The sequence below is a fragment of the Bacillus sp. RIT 809 genome, from assembly GCF_016892495.1.
Lineage (GTDB): Bacteria > Bacillota > Bacilli > Bacillales > Bacillaceae_G > Bacillus_A > Bacillus_A cereus_U.
The window spans coordinates 168,017-187,687 of sequence record NZ_JAFEMR010000005.1 but is presented as its reverse complement, the minus strand read 5'-3'; the positions used below and the strand labels follow the sequence as shown (position 1 = coordinate 187,687).

Sequence of the window (19,671 nt, the reverse complement as noted above, 5' to 3'; positions counted from 1 at the left end):
TTTAAAAAGTACCTTACCTTTTTGTATTTAGACTTTTAGGTATGTATCTATCATTTCATAATTGTTTTTCATAATCATAAAATGATGCTTCTCGTGAATCGCTAAAAGCTCGATAGATTGAATAAGGTTAGGGTAGTGAGCAATGGGATCTAAAAATACGATATGTCCTGCAATATTTTCTTCTATATTTTGAACTAGTTTTTTTATTTCATCCGTTTCACGTGAAAGTAATTCTTCTAATTCTATTGCACTCATAGAATAATAGATTTTTTTTGAAGGGATTAAAATCCAAGGGGCTTTCATGCCTCTGCCGTGTTTTTCTTTATATTCGGCATAAATGTCATGTATGTCAGTTGCAAATGGGGCGTTTTTTCTTAGCTTGGCATAAGGGATAAGAGTGAAAGAGAATTTAATCGCTACTTTTAGCATCCTTGCAATTAAATATAAATGATAAAAGTGTTCACCAATAGACCATTTTCCATCCTCTTTCCTGTACCATAGTTGTTCGTGTGAAAGTGAATGAAGCTTAGGAAGGAACTGGTTTCTTTGCACATGTAATGTGTGAAAATGTTTTGAGATATTTTCGGATTTCATATTTTGGTATCCTCCATCCTTTTTCCTAATTATAACATTTTTCGCATGAATTTAATTAAGCCTAGAACAATATGTTCTAGGCTTAAAGTTTCATCGATTAATCATACTTATGTCGACCTTCCGTAATTCGAATATACTCAATATCCATCAAATCTCTAAGTAATGCACCATTACTTACTTCCACACCATGTTTCTCTTTAAAATGTGTGCGGATCGTATCTAACATTTCGATTTCTTTCCCATTCACATCTAAAATAATACGTTCATAATCATCCATGTAGCACCCTCCTTTTCTAAACACATATATTTTGTCCGTCTATTACTAAAAAATGTATGTTAGTGTAATGTTAGAAAATAAGAAAGGAATGGAAAATGAGACGTATTTATTTTGTAGGGTTAATTTTGTATACGCTAATTGTATTACACGTTGCATTCCCAAAAATATTTACATTTGAGAATGTAAAAACAATACATATAGCAATATCTATCTTTACTTTATTTGTAGTAGATTGCTGTATTTCTGTATGGCTTTCTAGAAAAAAGAAAGTACAAGAAGTAAAAGGTAAAAAAGAAATAGAACGGAAAAAGAGAAAACGTTCATTTTGGATGACAACGTATTGTTTTTCTTTAGTGATTGCTGCTGCATTTTTTAGTGAGCATATTCCACTAGAAAGATTGGATATTGAATTTTGGGCAATTGTATTTGCATGTTATTTTTTCATGCACTTTCTTCCTTATATGAAAGAAAAGCGAGGAGAAGAGGAAGATCCTATTGAAGAAGAAGCGAGAGAACAAGAGAGTAAGAGAATAGAAGAAGACATAAAGAAACTTGGAGAACAAAAGTGGTATTTAAAATCAAAAATTATATATGTTCTTTGCTTCATTACGCCGCCAATCGGTTATGTGTATGTTTTCTTACTTCGTAAAAAAATGACAGAAGATGCAAAGCAAACGTACTTAACGGTTGCGACGATAATGATGGCGCTATGGTCTTTGAAGTTCCTTCCGCCTTATGTGTTTGCAGTTGTCATTGTTGTTGTAGCTTGTTTCGTATTTGTAGTGAAATATGTGAAATGAAAAACACCAAGCCCATGTGGACTTGGTGTTTTATTTATAAATTAAAGCTCACCTTGCTCCTCATCACCACGGACAACAAGGACATCGCATTTCGCATAGCGAATAATATGTTCAGAGACGCTACCAATTAGGAAACGCTCAACAGCATTTAAACCAGTTGCACCACACATAATTAAGTCTACTTTATTGTTTGGAGCAATTTCTTTTGAAATTTTAGATTTAGGATTACCGAATTCTAATACAGTTTCAATGTTTTCAAGGCCAGCTTCAAGCGCAGTTTTTTTGTAGTCTTCTAATAAGTCTTCTGCAAATAGATTTGCACGTTCAGCAATTGCTCGGCTATACGCCTCTACTGCTGAGTATGCTTTTACATCAACGATATGAGCAATTGTTAATGTTGCATTGTTTCGTTTTGCGACTTGAATTGCCTTTTTAAAGGCTTTTTCTGCTTCTTTAGAACCGTCCACCGCGATTAAAATATTTGTATATGTATTATTCATAGTAAATTCCTCCCAATCATTTTTATAACTGTTTACAACTTAATTATAAAACAAATTATGGTAATGTGCCTGTTAAAACGTTACAGAATTTTGAAAACTTTGTTTCAATTCATTTTAGTTGTAATTGGAGCGAGAACTTGTTACATATGAAGTATGGCAATTTAAAAGGAGGCAGTTTTGTGAGACATGCGCTCATTACAGCCGGTACGAAAGGTTTAGGAAAGAAAGTAACAGAAAAGTTATTGGCTAAAGGGTATTCAGTAACAGTAACGTATCATAGCGATGTAACTGCTATGGAAACGATGAAAGAAACATATAAAAATATGGAAGAACGTCTACAGTTCGTGCAAGCTGATGTCACGAAAAAGGAAGATTTACATAAAATAGTAGAAGAAGCGATGAGCCGTTTTGGCAAAATTGACTTTTTAATTAATAATGCTGGTCCTTACGTATTTGAAAGGAAAAAATTAGTTGATTACGAAGAAGACGAATGGAATGAAATGATCCAGGGTAATTTAACAGCGGTGTTTCATTTATTAAAACTTGTCGTACCGATTATGAGAAACCAGCAATTTGGCCGTATTATTAACTATGGATTTCAAGGGGCAGATAGCGCACCTGGATGGATTTATCGTTCAGCCTTTGCGGCTGCGAAAGTAGGACTTGTTTCATTAACGAAAACAGTAGCTTACGAAGAGGCGGAATATGGTATTACTGCGAATATGGTTTGCCCTGGTGATATAATTGGTGAAATGAAAGAAGCAACGATTGAAGAAGCGCGAAATCTGAAAGGTAGTAACACACCAATTGGTAGATCTGGAACAGGCGAAGATATTGCAAGAACCATTTCGTTTTTATGTGAAGAAGATTCCGATATGATTACTGGTACGATTATTGAAGTAACCGGCGCTGTTGATGTTATTCATAGACATCGATAGAATTAAATAAAGTGAAGTTTCGAATAATTGGACAGTTTATCCTTTATACTGAGAGGTACGGATAATACTGTCCTTTAATGCAAGATTAAATCTATCGGAAAACTTGTATTATTTTTTGTCAAATATTGAGATATTATGTTAGAATATAAGAGCGTAGAAAGCGCTTTAAAAAATGATTCAGGGGTCATTTCATAACTCAAGGGGGAACTAATAATGCGTATCGGTATTCCAACAGAAATTAAAAACAATGAAAACCGCGTGGCAATGACGCCAGCGGGAGCTGTACATTTAGTACAAAATGGTCATGAAGTTTTTGTTCAAAAAGGATCAGGTGTAGGATCAGGCTTTACAGATGAAGAATACGTACAAGCTGGTGCGAAACTTGTTGAAACTGCTGAAGAAGCATGGAATCAAGATATGGTTATGAAGGTAAAAGAGCCAGTTGCAAGTGAATACGGTTATTTCCGTGAAGGTTTAATTTTATTCACATATTTACACTTAGCTCCAGAGCCAGAATTAACAAAAGCATTAATTGATAACAAAGTGGTATCAATTGCATACGAAACAGTACAGTTAGACAATCGTTCTTTACCATTACTTGCACCAATGAGTGAAGTTGCAGGTCGTATGTCTGCGCAAATCGGTGCACAGTTCCTTGAGAAAAACAAAGGCGGAAAAGGTATTTTACTTGCAGGTGTTCCAGGGGTTAAACGCGGTAAAGTAACAATTATCGGCGGTGGTCAAGCTGGTACAAACGCAGCGAAAATTGCAGTAGGTTTAGGTGCAGATGTAACAATCATCGACTTAAGTGCAGAACGTCTTCGTCAATTAGATGATATTTTTGGAAACCAAGTAAAAACGTTAATGTCTAACCCGTACAACATTGCAGAAGCTGTAAGAGAATCTGATCTTGTAATCGGTGCAGTATTAATCCCAGGTGCAAAAGCGCCAAAACTTGTAACAGAAGAAATGATTCAATCAATGGAACCAGGTTCTGTCGTTGTAGATATTGCGATTGACCAAGGTGGTATTTTCGAAACAACTGACCGTATTACAACTCATGACAACCCAACTTATGAGAAATATGGTGTTGTTCACTATGCAGTTGCAAATATGCCAGGTGCGGTTCCACGTACATCAACTCTTGCATTAACAAACGTAACAGTACCATATGCAGTACAAATTGCTAACAAAGGCTACAAAGAAGCTTGCCTAGGCAACGCTGCATTATTAAAAGGTATTAACACATTAGATGGCTATGTAACATTCGAAGCGGTTGCAGAAGCGCACGGCTTACAATATGCTGATGCGAAAGAGCTTCTTGAAAAAGCTCCTGCTTTATCATAATAGAAATAACAAAAAGACCTTTCCTTTGTAGGAAGGGTCTTTTTGTTTAAACTAATTATCTAATTTCTTCACAATTTTCAAGCCGAACATCATTGTGAAGAAAAGAATTCCAAACAAGTAATACAGGGCATACTCTACTCGTATCGTCGAATTTTCGTTAGTGATATATAAAACAAATAGTATCGCAGAGCCAATTAAATGAGAAAGACCGAAAATTTGCGCCATAAATTTTAAGCCCATTTTTTCAATTCTTTCATCTGTCTCAGGTAATGGGTATTTCTCGGACTCTTTCTTTTTTTTCTTAAAGAATATTCGTTTCACTACAAATAGTACCAAGGCTAAGAGTATGTATACGCCAGCGAATAGAAGGACAGAACGAATCTTTTCTTCATCACTACTATTGAAATAAAGGAAAATCGATCCTAACACTAAAATGGTAAGATCTGAAATGAATTCTTGATTAAAAGTATTTTTCATTCTTTTTCCTCCCCAGTTTTATCTAATTGAAATAAATCTTCTACTTTACAGTTGAAAAACTCACATAATTTCAATGCTAATTCTAAACTTGGGTTGTATTTACTCTTCTCGATAGCGATGAGGGATTGTCTAGTGATTTGAACAGAGGAGGCTAATTGCTCTTGGGTGATGTCTCTAACGACGCGGAATTGTTTTACTTTATTTTTAATCAAATATACAAAGTCTCCTTTTTGTAAATTTGTTACATTTATCATATCCATTTTTAGGTAATAAGTAAATGAAACTTTACAAAAAGTAAACAAAACTTTACGAGAAAATTCGCTTGTTACAATGTATATTTTTGTGATAATTTGGAATTAAACGGAAAAGGGAAGTCGAAAGAGGGGATTGGATGGGGAGAAAAAGTAGAAAGAGAAAGCAAGTTAGAAAACAAAAATATATAAAGAAAAAACAGGAACAGGATATACCACTCTCAAAGAAAATAGCAATTATTATAGGTAGAACATTTAGGTATATCAGTATGGCTATTTATGTGATTTTGTGTGCTTATTCATTTGAAGTATTCTATAGTTTTGGAATAACACCCAATATTATTGAAAGTATTTTAGACGTTATCATTTTCACAATAGAATTAGTCCTATTTTTCATATTGTTTTATAAAGTGTGGCCTAGTCATGAGAGTAACAAAGATAAGAAAAGAAACAAGAGAAAAAAATCTTCACAAGCCTCAAGCTCATCAAGTGGACTTGGTGACTATAGTAGCAGCGATTGTAGCAGTTCAAGTGATGGTGGAGGAGATTGCGGAGGCGGTGGAGACTAGAAGCTAGCTATTAAATTAAGTTTTCATAATCCAATAGAATATAGTTTGTTTGTACGTAAGAGAACGGGGGAATAAAAATGAATGTGGAGTTAACGAGATTTAAAGTGAAACAAGGTAAAAGTCATCGTGTAGATGAATGGATGCAGCTTCTTAATGACAATATGAAAGAAGTGCTTTTGACATTAAACGACGAAAAGATGTATGTAGAGACAATTTTCCGGGAAATAAGAGATGGAGAAGAGTACTTATATTGGTATTCTGTGCAAGGAGAAGGTGGGGCTCATGTCGAAAATTCTCATCATGAAATTGATAAAAAGCATTTGGAGTTTTGGTATGAATGTATTGATGAGGATGCTCCGGCTGTCGATATGAAAACGGAAGTCGTTATGATTCAAAATGTTGTGAAAGAAGCGGTGAAATAATAGAATAGTATTTTTGAGAGAAGCACATTGGCGAAGATGTGCTTTTTATTATGAGTTTTTTTAGAAAAGTTGTATACATTTTACACTCTCAAACGTTGAGTATATAGAAAGGAGAGCAGAATGAGCCATGATACGTTTGAATCATTATTAATAGAGAAATCAAAAGCTGTGTTTGGATTTCAGGGGAGTTATGCTGATAGAAAGAAAGATGAGTACGAGGATATTAAAAGAAACTCTATAGGATTTATTGGTTCTATGAAATCTTTAAGTGAAAATAAAGGGGGATTTCAAGACCATTTTAGGACAAACTATAAGGAAGTAAAAAACACCAACCTGAAAGACTTACCAATATACGGTGTAGTCGTAACCGGAAAAACAGAGGATTTACAAAGTTTACAAGGAGCACCTTATATTAAGGCGGCTGTTAGAGGTGTAACAGTGGAGAAATATTAATTACAGTTAATTAATGTGAATAATCAGAAAATTTATGTTATAATATGGGAAAAGGAGGCTAATATGAAGCAAATACATGGAGCAATTTATATTTACATAACAATATTTCTCGTGGTAATATCCTATGGTTTAGGGCACGTGTATTCGCATCCTATATTAACTTTTTTAAGTGGAGCATGTATGGTGTTTGCGTTTCTTGTCCACCTTTTCTCAGTTTGGATCGTGAAATTTCAATTAAATATTAGTGAAATAGAAGAAGGCACTTTTTGAGTGGCCTTCTTTTTTAGTAATAATATTTATGAAGTTCTTGTAGTAATTTTTCAATTTCACATTCAGTTTTTTTACATATAGACATTGCACGTAATTTGAAAAATAAGCTGCGCAAGAAAGATTTTATATTTCCGTATAGAAATTCATACGAGTCAATATGTAGTGTCGGTTTTTGAACTTGTAATTGAGCTACTAGATCACGAAGGGCTAATATGAGTATTTCTTCCTCTAAGCCATTTTGTAGCATTGCGACAATCGGATAAACGATACGCTCATCTTCTTCATATTTGTAATAAATGGAATGGACACAAACTTTGTTTAATAAAGTTTGTAGTATTTCTTCGTAATGTGAAGTTTCCAGTTTAGGATTATTAACAAGCGCTTCAAATGTATCGGAAGCATGAGCGATACTATGTGCCCAGCCGTGGTCTTGCACATACCCACGGAAATCCTGTTCTTTGTTCATATATAGAATTAATTTATCCTTCACATTTAAAATATCAGTCTGTGATAGGAAATTATGATTTGTATCAGCATCAATAATGAGGGCGATTAATAATGTTGTAAATGCACGGGTAAATACAGCATCGTCGTCACCTGAATGAATTTTATAAAATAAATAATTGTCACTGATGCTTTCTGATAATAGTTTCTGTAAGTGTGTGTGTGAAATATAGTCTTTCTTAATTAGATGATAAAAAGTAGAGTAAATGAGTTTGTCCCTTAAATAGCTATCAGTAACACCAATATGTTGAAGCATACTGGAACTTAAAGAATCAATATTAAGTGCACCATTGATTACATAATTATTATTACGAATTTCTTCTAACTGTTGTTGTAACATATAAACCTCCTTATTTTAGAAAATTCTGCATGTTAATAGTATAATGCGTGGAAGGAATAGAAAAGAAATAATTTCTTTTGAATGACTCGATATGGGAGGAATCGTTATGAGGAAAGCCATGTTCTTCTTCATTAATATTTTATTTTTAGGTGTGTTTCTAATAATATTATCAGCGTGTACTACGAAAACAGTAGAGCAAGTAGGAGTAAAAGAAGAACTTAAAGAAGGGTATGTAATATTGAGAGGTGGCACAATATTTTTTGACAGTGATAAAACTTTTAAAACAAAAGTAGAGTTGCAAAATTATATGGAACAACAAATGAATAAAGAGCATCCATCAGATACAGTCTTGAGCTTTAAGGATAAAAATGCATATGATCAATTAAAAACAGGGGATAAAATAAATGTATGGTCTTCTCAAATACTTGAAAGCTACCCAGCAAAAATGATTGTAGAGAAATTTGAAATAGTAGAGAAGATAGAAAAAAGGTAGCGATCACGCTACCTTTTTTATTATTTCACAAATTGTAATTCTTTCGGGAACTTCGTTAAGATTTCTGATCCGTCTTTTGTGATGTAAATATCATCTTCAATACGAACGCCGCCTACGTTTGGTACGTAAATACCTGGCTCGATTGTGAAGACCATGCCTTCTCTTAATAGAGACTCATTGCCTTCTTTTACATCTGGATATTCGTGTACGCTAATTCCAAGTCCGTGACCAAGGCGGTGTGGGAAGAAGTCTCCGTAACCTGCATCTGCGATAACAGAGCGAGCAGCGTTGTCAATTGCACCAAATGTAACGCCTGGTTTACATGCTTCAACTGCTTGTAGTTGTCCAGCAAGTACAGTGTTGTAAATGCGAGTTTGTTCTTCAGAAATATCACCAAATGCTACTGTACGTGTAATGTCAGAGCAATAACCTTCAATGATTACACCTAAATCAAATAGTACGAAATCGCCGCGTTTCATTTTGTTTGCACCTGGAATACCGTGTGGAAGAGCAGAGTTTGCACCTGCTAATACCATCGTATCGAATGACATTTTATGGATGCCTTTTGTTTTTAATTCATGCTCAATAATTGCTAATACTTCTAGCTCACTACGATTTTCTTTAATTGCATTTATACCAACTTCAACAGCATAGTCTGCCATTTTAGCTGCTTCACGTAAAATAGAAAGTTCTTTTTCATCTTTGATTAAGCGAAGCTCGCGAACTTTCTCTTCAGCTGATTTGAAAGCTGCATTTGGGAATAATTTTGTTAATTCTTCGTAACGTTCTACGTTTAAATGTTCTTTTTCAATTGCAACTGCATTTGCATCAATACCACGATCTTTAATTGCTTTTGCAATCATATCCCATGGTCTGTCAGTATCAGTAAATCCGATAATTTCATGTGCCCAGCCAGCGTTACGCGCTTGACCTTCTTCCATTTTAGGACAAATTAAAATAGGTTCTTTTTCTTGGAATACAAACATACCAAGTAGTCTTTCATGCGGTTCACAGTGGAAGTTTGTCATGTAGAAAACGTTCGGTGTAGAAGTTAAGAACGCAGCTTCTACGTTTTTTTCTTTTAGCCATTGCATTAAATTTTCTAATCTAGCATTCATCGATTGGCACCCCCGAGATATTTAATTACAAATATAACTTTACATCGGATGAAAGCGTTATGACAAGTAAATAGATGTTAGAAAAGACAGGTAATTGAGAAATCATGTAGAATAAAAAGTGAGAATGTGAATAGGGGAGGAATGTAAGGATGAAAGTATCTTATCACGGGCATTCAGTTGTAAAGATTGAAACGAATGGAAAAGTTATTTTAATTGATCCGTTTTTAACAGGAAATCCGAAAACAGATTTAAAGGCTGAAGATGTAAAAGTTGATGCGATTATTTTATCGCACGGACACGGTGATCATGTTGGGGATACAGTAGCGTTAGCAAAGAAAAATAATGCGGTCGTTGTGGCACCATTTGAATTAGCGACATTTTTAGGCTGGCAAGGTGTAAATACACATCCAATGCATATTGGAGGTTCACATGAATTTGACTTTGGTAAAGTGAAATTCACACAAGCGTTCCACGGATCTAGTTATATTGATGAAGAAAATAAGACGATTACATATACAGGTATGCCAGCTGGTATTTTGTTTACGGCAGAGGAGAAAACGGTATATCATGCAGGAGATACTGCGTTATTCTCTGATATGAAGTTAATTGGAGAACTTAATAATATTGATGTAGCATTTTTACCAATTGGCGATAATTTCACAATGGGGCCAGAAGATGCTGTTTTAGCTGCAAAATGGACTGGTGCGAAAACAGTTGTACCGATGCATTATAATACGTTCCCGGTTATTGAACAAGATCCATATCGATTTGTAGAAAAGCTACAAAATTGTACAGGGAAAGTATTAGAAGCTGGGGAAAGTATTACACTATAAAAAAGAAACCCTTCATTTGAAACGACAAGTGAAGGGTTTTTTATGTGTGTAGTACAGTTTTTAAAGTTTGTATTTGTTTAGGTGATTCTTTTCTTTTTGTACGTGGCTGTTCGGGTGTTTCATTCAACTCCATTGCAACTTTTTTCCCGTCTACGAAAGCTAAAAATACAGCACCTACAACCTCTAAAAATTTTTTCATAATGTATCCGCTCCTTTGTTTCATTTCTTGTCTTAATTGTATATGGAAGCGTCTGGACAAACTATCGAACGAGATGACAATACCATTACATTGTTGTAATAGAATGACCGGTGTAATGTAAGGCACATTTTGTTATAAAAAAAATAGTACAGACATACAAAGAGAGAGTGTAACAGTTTTGAAAATATAGTATACTGAAAATACAACACATGAAGAATTTAGGGAAAAGAAAGTATGGTGAAACCATTTGGCTACCAAACATAATCAAATTTTAGAACATATTAATAGCCTGCCAGTAGGGCATAAAATTTCTGTGAGGCAAATTGCGAAAGATTTGAGTGTAAGTGAAGGGACAGCTTACCGTGCAATTAAAGACGCAGAAAATAAAGGGTATGTTAGTACAATTGAACGTGTCGGAACAATTCGAATTGAACAAAAAAAGAAAGAAAATATCGAAAAACTGACATATGCAGAAGTCATTAACATTGTCGATGGTCAAGTACTTGGAGGCAGAGAAGGACTACATAAAACATTAAATAAATTCGTAATCGGGGCTATGAAATTAGAAGCGATGATGCGCTATACAGAAGCAGGGAACTTACTTATCATCGGTAACCGTACGAACGCACATCAATTAGCATTAGAAGCTGGGGCAGCAGTGTTAATTACGGGCGGATTTGATACGGAAGATCATGTGAAGAAATTAGCAGACGAATTAAAGCTTCCAATTATTTCGAGTAGTTATGATACATTTACGGTCGCGACTTTAATTAACCGTGCAATTTATGATCAACTTATCAAGAAAGAAATTGTACTCGTTGAAGATATTTTAACGCCAATTGAAGAAACGTTATATTTAAAGCCAAATGATACAGTACAGCAATGGCATGCGTATAATGAAGAAACGATGCATGGACGTTATCCAATTGTTGATGAAAATAAAAAGGTATTAGGTATCGTAACTTCAAAAGATATGATTGGTGTCGTGAAAGAAACACCAATTGATAAAGTGATGACAAAGCATCCGATTACGGTAAATGGAAAAATGTCTGTTGCAGCTGCGGCACGTATGATGGTGTGGGAAGGTATTGAATTACTTCCTGTTGTTGACGAAGGAAATAAATTGCAAGGAATTATTAGCCGTCAAGATGTACTTCAGGCGCTGCAAATGATTCAACGTCAACCGCAAGTTGGGGAAACGATTGATGACATTGTAACGAATCAATTTATGACGCCGAAAGAAGCGAAAAATGAGCATTTATATCAATTTTCAGTGACGCCACAAATGACGAATTCAATTGGGACGTTATCTTACGGTGTATTCACAACAATTGTGACAGAAGCAACAAACCGCGTCATTCGTGCGCAGAAGAAGAGCGATTTAATTGTTGAAAACTTAACCATTTATTTCGTAAAGCCAGTTCAAATTGATAATGTTGTATCAGTGCATCCGAAAGTATTAGAAATTGGGCGTAAATTTGGTAAGGTTGATGTAGAAGTGCATCATGAAGGTAATGTTGTCGGGAAAGCGTTACTTATGGTGCAATTGATCGATAAATAAAAAGATGGAACAAATCGCTTTGGTTTGTTCCATCTTTTTTGTTTTATTAGGCTTTGAAGCTGTTGCTAAAGATGTGGAAGAGTTTTAGCAGGATATATATGCGGAGACGTAATTATATGGTTAAAAAACAGAATGTTAATTTAATTTCAATTTATACTATGTTATAACTGTATTATAAGATAATAGATGTCGGAAGGCGGTATACCATATGTCATCAGAAGTACTCTTTTTTGGTGGTATCGCACTCTTTTACTTTCTTGTGATGATACCAATTCAATATTTATATTTACAAGGATTGCATGAAAAAAAGAAAAGAACAGGATTATCTCAGCAAGAATTATACAAACAGATGTCTTTTGAAGAAGAACAATTACATTTTCACGTGCAAGGTAATCTCTTTAATATACCATCTGCGTTTGTTGCATATACGATTTTGAAAGTGAAGGGACGTAAAAAAGCATCACAATATTGATGCTTTTTTTACGTTGTTTTATAAGATTCGGCTTCTTTGACTGCTAATGGTAAAAAATGTTTATATTGGCGGAATCCATTAAATGTACTCGCGCTGCCAAGTAAAATAAACAAAACACCAACAATAATGCGTGCAGTTGAAAGTTCTAAAAAGAATTGGTTTATCCCAAAGAATAGGACGAATAAGCCGAGTGCCATTGCGGATTTTCCTGAGAGCCAACCTTTCTCCATTGGACGGTTTGTACGAAAGAATTTTGTTTTGTAGAAGAGGTACAACACAAATGAGATGATAATACAAAAGACGAATACTGGCATAATACACGCTCCCATCGATTGGTATAAAAATAACAATTTAGAAAAAAGAAAAATCTAAACTTTCTAATTTTTATTATAAAGCAATTGTTCGCATGTATGAAATGTTTTCCGTTATAATGGGGGATAAAGTGAAACTTTAATTAGTGTGGGGAGATCCCACGTACTAATTATTAGCCCTCACCAATCGGGCTTTTATGTGCATCCGGGCTCCAAATTAATTTTGCCCCATTGTTTTTAATACTTTTGAGGTGGGAGTCTTACTACACGTTAATGCGGGATAAAATGAAGAAGTTGAATAAAAAGGAGATTATACATATGCATGAGCAAATTTTAGGAGCAATTAAAGAGTTTGATACAATTATTATTCATCGTCATGTACGTCCGGATCCAGATGCGTTAGGTTCTCAGTGCGGACTTGGTACAATTCTGCAAGAATCGTTTCCAGAGAAAAATATTTATATGGTTGGGTACAACGAGCCTTCTTTAGCGTTTTTACGAGTAATGGATGATATTGAAGATAGTGTATATGAAGATGCACTTGTTATCGTTTGTGATACAGCAAATCAAGAGCGTGTTTGTGATCAACGTTATGCAAAAGGAAAGATGGTAATTAAAATTGATCATCATCCGAATGAAGACCCGTACGGAGATATTACGTGGGTGGATACGACAGCTAGTTCTACAAGTGAAATGATTTATGAGTTTTACAGTTATGGAAAAGATAAAGGATTAACGATATCAAAGGAAGCAGCTCGCCTTATTTTAGCGGGTATTGTCGGTGATACAGGTCGTTTCTTATTCCCAAATACAACAGCGAAAACACTTCGTTACGTAAGTGAGCTTGTTGATATGGACGTGAAATTCACAGATTTATACAATGAAATGTATAAGACAAAAGAAAAGATTGCTCGTTTAAACGGTTATATTTTACAAAATTTCACGATGGTAGAAGAAGGCGCAGCATACATTAAATTAACGAAAGAGGTACTAGAAGAGTTTGATGTACTTTCTACTGAAGCATCTGGTGTTGTCGGGGCGCTTGGTAATATTGATGGATTAAAGGCATGGGTTCTATTTTTAGAGGAAGATGATGTTATTCGTGTTCGTCTTCGCTCAAAAGGACCAGTTATTAATAAATTAGCAATGCAATATAATGGCGGAGGACATCCGATGGCTTCTGGTGCAAAAGCATCTTCTTGGGAAGAAGCGGATCGCCTTTTTGCTGATTTACGTGAGCTATGTAAATAAGAAGTTGTATGTTGAACGAAAGAGAAGGAGAGGCGCTGAGGCCCTCCTTTTTTTATTTTTCTTTCTCTATATCAATACTAATTTCAAGTACGGTATCAAAAGAGACTGTGTCTACTTTAAAGCGGTATATACGATCGTAATGTTTGTACGTTTTATTTTCAATGACTTTTTTGAGTAGGTCTTTATTTTTTGCGATGCTTTGAATGTTTTTCGTTAAAAGATGCTGGAGATCATTATGGATAGAGGTGGTCATATTTTCAAGTGTAAGATTGTCTAAATCATATTTTTTTCGATTTATAATTTTTATTTTGATTTCTTGAATTGTTAAGAGTCGTTTATTTTCTGTGTTCAATTTCTCTTGGTCTTCGAGAAGGACGTGGAGTTTTGCTTCTTGTTTTTCGATGATTTCTTTTTGTTCTGCTATTTTACTAGCTTGTTCCTGCTGAAAAACACCGTATATGTACAAAAAAATAAACCAGCTCAAAATCCCTCCAACAGCAGCACCAGCTAAAACTAAATACCACCTTTTGGCTGTATTGGCACTCGGTACTCTCATACATGTTCCTGTGTAAGCCATTTAATAATAATAAGACCAGTTTGCATACCACCAGTTGCGAAAAAAATAAGGAGAATTTGTTTTACGATATCTTTCATATCTCCGCCAAAGAAGCTTCTTTCAAAGCTATAGAAGGTATCGAACGTTCCGCCAATTGCTGCAACGAGTGCCCAAATTCTTAAGTTTTGAGCAAATTGACTAATATAAGTTAGAGCTGGTTTTCCGATGAGAAATGCACCAAATCCGCCAATTAATGAACCACCAAGTATAACTCCAAAGGCAATAAAGTAACTAATAATAAGCAGAGAGAAAAAAGTATGTTCTCTTACATCCATCGTCATTCCCCTTTCTTCTTCATATATATGGACAAAGTATGAGAAGTATGTTTTGATTTCCGCTTTCCTCATCACCTATAATAAAAGTAGTCAAATAGGTAAAGAGAGGGTACAACAGTGAAGTTTGTGCATTTACAATGTCAAACCGTTTTTAGTTTATTAAAAAGTGCTTGCAAAATTGATGAGCTTGTCATTCGGGCGAAAGAGCTTGGATTTTCATCGCTGGCCATTACAGATGAAAATGTTATGTATGGAGTTATTCCGTTTTATAAAGCATGCAAGAAAAATGGTATACAGCCTATTATCGGCTTAACAGCTTCTATTTTTAGTGAAGAAGAAGAAAGGTCTTATCCACTCGTCTTACTTGCTGAGAATGAAATAGGCTATCAAAATTTATTAAAGATTTCTAGCAGCATTATGACGAAGTCAAAAGAAGGTATTCCGAAGAAGTGGCTTGCTCATTATGCGAAAGGATTAATTGCAATTTCACCAGGGAAAGACGGAGAAATTGAACAGTTATTATTAGAAGACAAAGAGAGTCAGGCTGAAGAAGTAGCTCATACGTATCAAAATATGTTCAGCAATTTTTATATAAGTTTGCAGCATCATGCGATTCAAGATGAACTGCTTTTACAAGAAAAACTGCCTGAATTTATTAATAAGGTAAACGTTCCAGTCGTTGCAACAAATGATGTTCGCTATATTAATCAAAGTGACGCACTTGTTCATGAATGTTTATTATCTGTTGAAGGCGGAACGAAAATGACTGATCCAGATAGGCCGAGAATGAAAACGGATCAGTATTATTTAAAGTCATCGGATGAAATGGAAGCACTCTTTTCTCATGCTGAGGAAGCGATTCAAAATACAATAACAATCGCGGAACGTTGCCAAGTAGAAATTCCTTTCCATGTAAATCAACTACCGAAGTTTCCTGTTCCATCTAACGAGACGAATGATACGTATTTGCGCCGTGTTTGTGAAGAAGGCTTAAGTAAACGATATGGTACGCCGAAAGAAGTGCATATACAGCGTTTGAATCATGAATTACATGTGATTTCTCGTATGGGATTTAGTGATTATTTCCTCATCGTATGGGACTTTATGAAATATGCACATGAAAATCAGATTTTAACTGGGCCAGGCCGTGGATCGGCAGCGGGTTCACTCGTTTCTTACGTATTGGAAATTACAGATATTGATCCAATTGAATATGACTTATTATTTGAAAGGTTTTTAAACCCTGAACGTGTGACACTTCCAGATATTGATATTGATTTTCCAGATATAAGACGTGATGAGATGATTCGATATGTGAAAGATAAATATGGTCAGCTTCGTGTTGCTCAAATTGTAACGTTCGGAACTCTTGCAGCGAAAGCCGCAATTAGAGACATTGCTCGTGTAATGGGGCTCCCGCCAAGAGATATCGACATATTCTCAAAACTTATCCCATCAAAGCTTGGTATAACGTTAAAAGATGCATATGAGGAATCGCAATCGCTCCGTGAGTTTATACAAGGGAATCTTTTGCATGAGCGTGTGTTTGAAATTGCAAAACGTGTAGAGGGATTACCGCGTCATACGTCTATTCATGCAGCTGGCGTTATAATGAGCCAAGAACCGTTAACGGGAAGTATAGCGATTCAAGAAGGGCATAACGATGTTTATGTTACGCAATATCCAGCTGATGCACTAGAAGAACTTGGATTGCTCAAGATGGATTTTTTAGGCTTACGTAATTTAACGTTACTTGAAAATATTATAAAGTTTATTGTTAAAAAAACTGGGAAACAAATTGATATAAGAAATTTACCTCTTCAAGATGAAAAGACGTTTCAATTGTTAGGAAGAGGGGATACAACAGGGGTATTCCAGCTTGAATCAGGTGGTATGCGAAATGTACTTCGCGGGTTAAAACCGAATGAATTTGAAGACATAGTTGCTGTTAACTCTTTATACAGACCAGGACCGATGGAACAAATTCCAACCTTTATTGAATCGAAGCATGGGGAAAGACGAATTGAATATTTACATCAGGATTTAAAGCCCATTTTAGAACGAACATACGGCGTAATCGTATACCAAGAACAAATAATGCAAATCGCATCGAAGTTAGCTGGATTTTCGCTTGGAGAAGCGGATTTACTGCGCCGTGCTGTGAGTAAAAAGAATCGTGATATTTTAGATCAAGAGCGCAAGCACTTTGTTCAAGGGTGTTTGGAAAACGGATACAACGAGACATCTTCAGAACAAATTTACGATTTAATTGTAAGATTTGCGAATTACGGTTTTAACCGAAGTCACGCTGTAGCTTACAGTATGATTGGGTACCAGCTTGCATATTTAAAAGCGAATTATACGCTGGAATTTATGACTGCGTTATTATCAAGCGCAATTGGAAATGAAGATAAGATTGTGCAGTATGTACGAGAAACGAAGCGGAAAGGTTTTCACGTTTTACCGCCGTCTCTTCAGAGAAGTGGTTACAACTTCCAAATAGAAGGGAATGCGATTCGATATAGTTTACTTTCGATTCGGAATATCGGAATGGCTACCGTGACTGCGCTACTCGAAGAACGAGAGAAAAAAATGTTCGAAGATTTATTTGAGTTTTGTCTTCGTATGCCATCAAAATTTGTAACAGAGCGAAATTTAGAAGCGTTTGTCTGGTCTGGATGTTTTGACGATTTTGGTGTTTCGAGGACGACGTTATGGAAAAGTCTTAAAGGAGCGTTAGAGTATGCAAATCTTGCACGTGACTTTGATTTAGGGGATGCTGTTCCGAAATCAAAATATGTACAAGGAGAAGAGCTATCCTTTATTGAACAGTTAAATAAGGAGAAGGAAGCACTCGGTTTTTATTTATCTAGCTATCCGACAGCGCAGTATGCGGAGTTAGGAAAAGAATTAGAAATCCCATCTCTTGCTCAGGCGATGCGACATAAGAAAAAAGTACAAAGAGCAATCGTATATATAACAAGTGTGAAAGTTATTCGTACGAAAAAGTTGCAAAAGATGGCGTTTATTACATTCTGTGATCAAAATGATGAAATGGAAGCCGTCATTTTTCCAGAAACGTATATACATTTTTCACACAGGTTACAAGAAGGGGAAATTGTTTTAGTTGATGGTACGATTGAGCAAAGAAATCATAAGTTGCAATGGATCGTGAATGGACTATATCCGCTAGAAGAAATGGATGTTTATGAAGGAATGAAAGAAGCATCTGTTTACGTGAAATTGCCGTCTCAATATGAAAAAAAGCTTGTAAATCAAGTTACGAAAATATTGTTTGACTATTCAGGTTTTACGAAAGTACTAATTTATTATGAAAAGGAACATAAAATGGTACAATTATCTCGAAGTTTATCGATTCATCCAAGTGAAGAATGCTTAGGAGCACTTCGTGAAATTGTCGGGGACGAAAATGTCGTTGTGAAAATATAATGGACAATTTCCCTACACTTCGATTATTATAGTAGTAGTGTTCGTGGTCAGACCACTTGGAGAAGTTGATATCAGCCAGAATAATTTGAGGAGAGTGGATAGTTTGTCAACACTTCGTGAAGAAGCACTTCATATGCATAAAGTGCATCAAGGAAAATTAGAAACTGTATCAAAAGTAAAAGTAGAAAATGCAAAAGATTTAAGTCTTGCATATTCTCCAGGGGTTGCAGAGCCTTGTAAAGAAATTTATGACGATAAAAGTAAGGTATATGAATATACAATGAAGGGAAATATGGTAGCAGTTGTGACAGATGGAACGGCTGTACTTGGTCTTGGTAACATTGGACCTGAAGCATCTCTTCCAGTAATGGAAGGTAAAGCTGTATTATTCAAGAGCTTTGCTGGCGTAGATGCATTCCCGATTGCCTTAAATACAAACGATGTAGATAAAATTGTTGAAACTGTAAAATTAATGGAGCCAACTTTTGGCGGTGTAAACTTAGAAGATATCGCAGCACCAAACTGCTTCGTTATTGAAGAACGTTTGAAAAAAGAGACAAACATTCCGATATTCCATGATGATCAACACGGAACAGCTATCGTAACAGTAGCAGGTCTTGTGAACGCGCTGAAGTTAGTTGGAAAGAAAATGTCCGACATTAAAGTTGTCGCAAATGGTGCAGGTGCAGCAGGTATTGCAATCATTAAACTTTTATATCGCTATGGTGTACGTGACGTTATTATGTGTGACCGTAAAGGTGCAATCTATGAAGGTCGTCCTGTCGGTATGAATCCGGTGAAGGATGAAGTTGCAAAATATACAAATAAGAATCGTATCGAAGGTTCTTTAGCTGACGTTTTACAAGGTGCGGACGTATTCATTGGTGTATCTGCAGCGGGTGCATTAAATGAAGAGATGGTTCGTACAATGAATGACGATGCAATTATTTTTGCAATGGCGAATCCGGTTCCAGAAATTATGCCAGAATTGGCAAAAGCAGCGGGCGCAGCTGTTGTTGGAACAGGTCGTTCTGACTTCCCGAACCAAGTAAATAATGTACTAGCGTTCCCAGGTATTTTCCGCGGCGCACTTGATGTACATGCGACACAAATTAATGAAGAAATGAAGATGGCAGCTGTACAAGCCATTGCAGAGCTTGTATCAGAGGATGAGTTGAATGCAGACCATATCATTCCAGCGCCATTTGACGCGCGTGTAGCGCCTCAAGTAGCGGCTTACGTTGCGAAAGCAGCAATGGAGACAGGAGTAGCTCGCCGTCAAGTAGATCCAAATGAAGTCGCTGAGAAAACAAAACAATTAGCGCTGATTGGTAAAGAATAAGCGAGGAA

The 19,671-nt window shown here is 35.6% G+C and carries 24 protein-coding genes and 2 pseudogenes; 15 read left to right on the top strand and 11 right to left on the bottom strand.

Features of this window, described 5'->3' with window-relative positions; genetic code table 11:
* Positions 1-27: 27 nt before the first annotated feature.
* Both JTF23_RS08100 and JTF23_RS08095 read right to left on the bottom strand, forming a co-directional pair.
* Positions 28-594, bottom strand: coding sequence for a DinB family protein (locus JTF23_RS08100; RefSeq protein WP_002199179.1), 567 nt, complete (start codon positions 592-594; stop codon positions 28-30).
* A gap of 97 nt (positions 595-691) precedes the next feature.
* Positions 692-871, bottom strand: coding sequence for a hypothetical protein (locus tag JTF23_RS08095; RefSeq protein ID WP_002112241.1), 180 nt, complete (start codon positions 869-871; stop codon positions 692-694).
* Positions 872-966: 95 nt separating this feature from the next.
* Here JTF23_RS08095 and JTF23_RS08090 point away from each other — a divergent pair, with 95 nt between their 5' ends.
* Positions 967-1,671: a hypothetical protein gene (locus JTF23_RS08090; protein ID WP_204208471.1), complete on the top strand. Its 705-nt coding sequence runs from the start codon at positions 967-969 to the stop codon at positions 1,669-1,671.
* A 41-nt stretch (positions 1,672-1,712) separates the two neighbouring features.
* Here the strand turns inward: JTF23_RS08090 and JTF23_RS08085 are convergent, their stop codons facing one another.
* Positions 1,713-2,171, bottom strand: a complete 459-nt coding sequence (locus JTF23_RS08085) for a universal stress protein (protein ID WP_204208470.1) — start codon at positions 2,169-2,171, stop codon at positions 1,713-1,715.
* A 146-nt stretch (positions 2,172-2,317) separates the two neighbouring features.
* On the opposite strand from JTF23_RS08085, the gene JTF23_RS08080 reads away from it, so the two are divergent.
* On the top strand, positions 2,318-3,109 hold the full coding sequence (locus JTF23_RS08080) for an SDR family oxidoreductase (RefSeq protein ID WP_204208494.1): 792 nt from the start codon (positions 2,318-2,320) through the stop codon (positions 3,107-3,109).
* A gap of 213 nt (positions 3,110-3,322) precedes the next feature.
* Positions 3,323-4,456 (top strand): alanine dehydrogenase, encoded by a 1,134-nt coding sequence (gene ald, locus JTF23_RS08075; RefSeq protein WP_002145405.1) that lies wholly within the window; start codon positions 3,323-3,325, stop codon positions 4,454-4,456.
* Between the two features lie 51 nt (positions 4,457-4,507).
* On the opposite strand, the gene JTF23_RS08070 is transcribed toward ald, so the two are convergent.
* Both JTF23_RS08070 and JTF23_RS08065 read right to left on the bottom strand, forming a co-directional pair.
* Positions 4,508-4,933: a hypothetical protein gene (locus JTF23_RS08070; protein WP_204208469.1), complete on the bottom strand. Its 426-nt coding sequence runs from the start codon at positions 4,931-4,933 to the stop codon at positions 4,508-4,510.
* Complete coding sequence (locus JTF23_RS08065) at positions 4,930-5,193, bottom strand: helix-turn-helix transcriptional regulator (RefSeq protein ID WP_078175075.1); 264 nt, start codon at positions 5,191-5,193, stop codon at positions 4,930-4,932. The genes JTF23_RS08070 and JTF23_RS08065 overlap by 4 nt, the downstream gene beginning before the upstream one ends.
* A gap of 131 nt (positions 5,194-5,324) precedes the next feature.
* Here JTF23_RS08065 and JTF23_RS08060 point away from each other — a divergent pair, with 131 nt between their 5' ends.
* The 5 genes and pseudogenes from JTF23_RS08060 (at position 5,325) to JTF23_RS08040 (ending at position 6,898) form a co-directional block, all read left to right on the top strand.
* On the top strand, positions 5,325-5,753 hold the full coding sequence (locus JTF23_RS08060; protein WP_204208468.1) for a hypothetical protein: 429 nt from the start codon (positions 5,325-5,327) through the stop codon (positions 5,751-5,753).
* Positions 5,754-5,828, top strand: a pseudogene (locus tag JTF23_RS08055) (GNAT family N-acetyltransferase); the annotation flags it as partial.
* 2 nt (positions 5,829-5,830) lie between these two features.
* Entirely contained in the window at positions 5,831-6,175 is a 345-nt protein-coding gene (locus JTF23_RS08050; protein ID WP_204208467.1) for a DUF6176 family protein, read from the top strand.
* A gap of 159 nt (positions 6,176-6,334) precedes the next feature.
* Positions 6,335-6,628 (top strand): annotated as a pseudogene (locus tag JTF23_RS08045) (anti sigma factor C-terminal domain-containing protein); the annotation flags it as partial.
* Between the two features lie 63 nt (positions 6,629-6,691).
* Positions 6,692-6,898: a hypothetical protein gene (locus JTF23_RS08040; RefSeq protein ID WP_002160248.1), complete on the top strand. Its 207-nt coding sequence runs from the start codon at positions 6,692-6,694 to the stop codon at positions 6,896-6,898.
* A gap of 13 nt (positions 6,899-6,911) precedes the next feature.
* On the opposite strand, the gene JTF23_RS08035 is transcribed toward JTF23_RS08040, so the two are convergent.
* Positions 6,912-7,742 (bottom strand): DUF2785 domain-containing protein, encoded by an 831-nt coding sequence (locus JTF23_RS08035; RefSeq protein ID WP_204208465.1) that lies wholly within the window; start codon positions 7,740-7,742, stop codon positions 6,912-6,914.
* 106 nt (positions 7,743-7,848) lie between these two features.
* Between JTF23_RS08035 and JTF23_RS08030 the strand changes: the two genes are divergently transcribed.
* Entirely contained in the window at positions 7,849-8,235 is a 387-nt protein-coding gene (locus tag JTF23_RS08030; RefSeq protein ID WP_204208464.1) for a DUF3221 domain-containing protein, read from the top strand.
* A 20-nt stretch (positions 8,236-8,255) separates the two neighbouring features.
* Here JTF23_RS08030 and pepQ read toward each other — a convergent pair whose 3' ends face one another.
* Positions 8,256-9,353 (bottom strand): Xaa-Pro dipeptidase, encoded by a 1,098-nt coding sequence (pepQ, locus tag JTF23_RS08025; RefSeq protein ID WP_002160249.1) that lies wholly within the window; start codon positions 9,351-9,353, stop codon positions 8,256-8,258.
* A 149-nt stretch (positions 9,354-9,502) separates the two neighbouring features.
* On the opposite strand from pepQ, the gene JTF23_RS08020 reads away from it, so the two are divergent.
* Entirely contained in the window at positions 9,503-10,186 is a 684-nt protein-coding gene (locus JTF23_RS08020; protein WP_204208463.1) for a metal-dependent hydrolase, read from the top strand.
* A gap of 40 nt (positions 10,187-10,226) precedes the next feature.
* Here the strand turns inward: JTF23_RS08020 and JTF23_RS08015 are convergent, their stop codons facing one another.
* Entirely contained in the window at positions 10,227-10,385 is a 159-nt protein-coding gene (locus JTF23_RS08015) for a hypothetical protein (protein ID WP_016106330.1), read from the bottom strand.
* Between the two features lie 247 nt (positions 10,386-10,632).
* On the opposite strand from JTF23_RS08015, the gene JTF23_RS08010 reads away from it, so the two are divergent.
* Together JTF23_RS08010 and JTF23_RS08005 are read left to right on the top strand one after the other, a co-directional pair.
* Positions 10,633-11,946: a CBS domain-containing protein gene (locus tag JTF23_RS08010; RefSeq protein WP_204208462.1), complete on the top strand. Its 1,314-nt coding sequence runs from the start codon at positions 10,633-10,635 to the stop codon at positions 11,944-11,946.
* Positions 11,947-12,154: 208 nt separating this feature from the next.
* Complete coding sequence (locus JTF23_RS08005; protein ID WP_002112213.1) at positions 12,155-12,418, top strand: DUF3949 domain-containing protein; 264 nt, start codon at positions 12,155-12,157, stop codon at positions 12,416-12,418.
* 8 nt (positions 12,419-12,426) lie between these two features.
* On the opposite strand, the gene JTF23_RS08000 is transcribed toward JTF23_RS08005, so the two are convergent.
* A complete protein-coding gene (locus JTF23_RS08000; protein WP_002088950.1) occupies positions 12,427-12,732 on the bottom strand; it encodes a YtpI family protein in 306 nt (101 codons plus the stop codon).
* A gap of 315 nt (positions 12,733-13,047) precedes the next feature.
* On the opposite strand from JTF23_RS08000, the gene JTF23_RS07995 reads away from it, so the two are divergent.
* Positions 13,048-13,980 (top strand): DHH family phosphoesterase, encoded by a 933-nt coding sequence (locus tag JTF23_RS07995; RefSeq protein WP_002199190.1) that lies wholly within the window; start codon positions 13,048-13,050, stop codon positions 13,978-13,980.
* A 52-nt stretch (positions 13,981-14,032) separates the two neighbouring features.
* Here the strand turns inward: JTF23_RS07995 and ytrI are convergent, their stop codons facing one another.
* Positions 14,033-14,536 (bottom strand): sporulation membrane protein YtrI, encoded by a 504-nt coding sequence (ytrI, locus tag JTF23_RS07990; protein ID WP_002112211.1) that lies wholly within the window; start codon positions 14,534-14,536, stop codon positions 14,033-14,035.
* Positions 14,533-14,946, bottom strand: coding sequence for a YtrH family sporulation protein (locus JTF23_RS07985; RefSeq protein WP_078172708.1), 414 nt, complete (start codon positions 14,944-14,946; stop codon positions 14,533-14,535). The genes ytrI and JTF23_RS07985 overlap by 4 nt, the downstream gene beginning before the upstream one ends.
* A gap of 42 nt (positions 14,947-14,988) precedes the next feature.
* On the opposite strand from JTF23_RS07985, the gene dnaE reads away from it, so the two are divergent.
* Together dnaE and ystJ are read left to right on the top strand one after the other, a co-directional pair.
* Positions 14,989-18,321, top strand: a complete 3,333-nt coding sequence (dnaE, locus tag JTF23_RS07980; protein ID WP_204208461.1) for a DNA polymerase III subunit alpha — start codon at positions 14,989-14,991, stop codon at positions 18,319-18,321.
* 133 nt (positions 18,322-18,454) lie between these two features.
* The gene (ystJ, locus tag JTF23_RS07975) at positions 18,455-19,663 is read left to right on the top strand and encodes an NADP-dependent malic enzyme (protein ID WP_179117546.1); all 1,209 of its coding nucleotides are present in this window, start codon (positions 18,455-18,457) and stop codon (positions 19,661-19,663) included.
* Positions 19,664-19,671 lie beyond the last annotated feature (8 nt).